Genomic DNA, 2,645 nt, shown 5'->3' with positions numbered 1-2,645 from the left:
CTTTTGGTTATTTAACCCCTTCTATGCATTTGCTAACATAGGCATCTTCCTGGTTTAGAATATCCTCGAAAAATATATTGGGAGATTTGCCGCCTAATTCGACGGTAGAGGGGATAATATTTTTTGCCGCGCATTGCAGAATGTGTGAGCCTACGGGTGTGGAGCCGGTAAAGGCTATTTTTGCAATACGAGTGCTCGTTGCCAAAGCTTGACCCGCCTCTGCGCCATAGCCGTTGACAATATTAACAACGCCAGCGGGTAATAAATCACCGATCACTTCCATTAGCACTAAAATAGACGCCGGGGTTTGCTCAGCCGGTTTCATGACCACGCAGTTCCCTGCCGCTAACGCCGGCGCTAATTTCCAGCAAGCCATCAATAAAGGAAAATTCCACGGAATAATTTGCCCCACCACGCCAAGAGGCTCATGAAAATGATAGGCCACCGTGTGTTCGTCAATTTCACCGATAGAGCCTTCCTGGGCGCGAATGCAACCGGCAAAATAACGAAAATGATCGGCTGATAAAGGCACGTCGGCCGCTAAAGTTTCGCGTACCGCTTTACCGTTATCCCAGGTTTCAGCAACGGCCAATTTTTCCAGATTTTCTTCAATACGGTCGGCAATCTTCAATAAGATATTGGCTCTGGCTGTAACCGATGTTTTTCCCCAGGCTTCTTTTGCTGCATGCGCCGCATCCAGCGCCAACTCAATATCTGCTGCCGTTGAACAGGGAATCTCACAAATGACCTGACCATTGACTGGACTCAAGTTCTTAAAATAGTGTCCTTTTACTGGGGAGACCCAATCGCCTCCGATAAAATTTTCATAGCGTGATTTAAAATTGACTTTACTGTCGGCTTGATTCGGTGCGGCATAAATCATGTTCATTATCTCCAATTGGAACAATCATTCAAAAATAAGACCCTAAGAGACGCTATAAAGCAATGCCTGTCGAGGCTATTTAAATTGTTATGGTGTATACATTAAGGAACGAGGTCCAATACTTCGGTAATCTCGTCAAAAGGAATGGCGGCTTTTTCATTGACGACTTTAACCGCTTCTTTGTTGATGGCTTCAAAAATACAGGTACAAGAGGAGTCGCCTGGATAAAAATTTGAACGGATATATTTAACGTCAGTGCCTGCTTCCGTCATTTGCTGGCTGGTTTCTATAGCGGCTTTTTGCGCAGCCCCTAATTGTTCCATCGTAACGCCCGGTAGACGACGTTTAACTGCAAATGTTGACATATTATCTCTCCTCATTGTTTTATTATTGATGATGGACAAGGTCACTTGGTTAATACCTTCCAGGACGCGCCTTTCAGTACACACTTTCCCCATTACCAATAGTCCCTGCATACTACACGTTAAAAAATTGGCAAGCTTTGTTAAATCAAGATCCGGTGATAATTCACCATTCTTCAAAGCTCTTTGTAAGGTCTTATAAAACCCTTTTTCCAGTGCATTCAACAAACGCACTACTTGTTGCTTAGTCGCTTCATCTGTCAAGCCCCTTTCAATGGCAGAATTAGTGACTAAACAACTTCGAAAGGGGCCTTCAGTTAATACATGTTCGACCAACTGCGCAAAGAACAACACAATCGATTCAATCCCAGAGGGTTTGCTCTCCAAAATATCCAGAAATTGTGTAACCACCACCTTGCCATACCGCTCAAGCGAGCGTAAAAAAAGCTGTTGTTTACTACCAAATGCAGCATAAAGACTGCCTCGCTGAATGCCCATTGCATTGATAAGATCCTGCATGGATGTGGCCTCATAGCCTTTCGCCCAAAAGACCTCAACGGCTTTATCAAGAACATCTTCCTCGTTAAATTCTTTGGGCCTAGCCATTATTGATAATCAGTTTAAAAGGGCGCGAAAGTTAATAGGGGTCATTTTTAAATTCAAGATTTGGATGCCAATTGACACATTCACTGCTTCAACTACAGAAAAAATCAATTCCCCTCATATTCACCACAAAAAAACGTATTTTCAAACCACTGATTTCATGAAGGTGCATTTTAAAAAGACAAAAACATAAGCACTAAAAAAGTCATATTATGCTGTTCTGGAACAATCAGTCAATAATTGATCGTCCGATATTTAACTGCAAGCCGTCATTCAGGAGTTTAATGGGTCCTGCTCACGAAACGGAAAAAATCGTACGCTAAGCTTATCGGCGTGTATTTAACGGTCTAAACCCGCCTTTCTCAACTTGCTTGCTTTGCTGCCAAATGTAGTCACCGGTTAAATTGATGTGCTCCCACCCCAAAGGTGATAGGTGTTTCAGCAGTTTTTCGTCTACTTCTTTGCCTGAATCCCATAACGCCTGGACCGCTCTTTCCAAATAGACGGTATTCCATAACACTATGGCAGCCACCACCAGATTAAGACCACTTGCACGGTAACGCTGGTTCTCGAAACTCCGGTCTCTGATTTCACCCAATCGATTTAGAAATACTGCTCTGGCAAGCGCGTTTTTTGCCTCGCCTTTATTCAAGCCAATTTGTACGCGGCGACGTAATTCAACATTTTGCATCCAATCAAGCGTAAACAGTGTCCGCTCGATACGTCCCAATTCCCGTAAGGAATCATCACGCCTACCTTTTTAGCAGTCAGCAATAGAACGGATAGCCACTTTTGCC

General features: G+C 43.6%; 2 protein-coding genes and 1 pseudogene. All 3 read right to left on the bottom strand.

Annotated features, from left to right (window positions below):
* Positions 1–7: 7 nt before the first annotated feature.
* The gene (locus A1359_RS02595) at positions 8–883 is read right to left on the bottom strand and encodes an aldehyde dehydrogenase family protein (protein WP_408606521.1); all 876 of its coding nucleotides are present in this window, start codon (positions 881–883) and stop codon (positions 8–10) included.
* A gap of 101 nt (positions 884–984) precedes the next feature.
* On the bottom strand, positions 985–1,851 hold the full coding sequence (locus A1359_RS02590; RefSeq protein ID WP_066977571.1) for a nickel-binding protein: 867 nt from the start codon (positions 1,849–1,851) through the stop codon (positions 985–987).
* 322 nt (positions 1,852–2,173) lie between these two features.
* A pseudogene (locus A1359_RS02585) lies at positions 2,174–2,590 on the bottom strand (Tn3 family transposase); the annotation flags it as partial.
* Positions 2,591–2,645: the final 55 nt, after the last annotated feature.

Origin of the sequence: Methylomonas lenta (assembly GCF_001644015.1) — a bacterium.
In the GTDB taxonomy this organism is placed as follows: domain Bacteria; phylum Pseudomonadota; class Gammaproteobacteria; order Methylococcales; family Methylomonadaceae; genus Methylomonas; species Methylomonas lenta.
This window is presented reverse-complemented; position numbering and strand designations above follow the sequence as displayed.

Bases quoted from the DNA above. Each gene is read 5' to 3' on its own strand.
- A1359_RS02595 (WP_408606521.1), bottom strand. From the start codon at position 883: ATGATTTATGCCGCACCGAATCAAGCCGACAGTAAAGTCAATTTTAAA.
- A1359_RS02590 (WP_066977571.1), bottom strand. From the start codon at position 1,851: ATGGCTAGGCCCAAAGAATTTAACGAGGAAGATGTTCTTGATAAAGCC.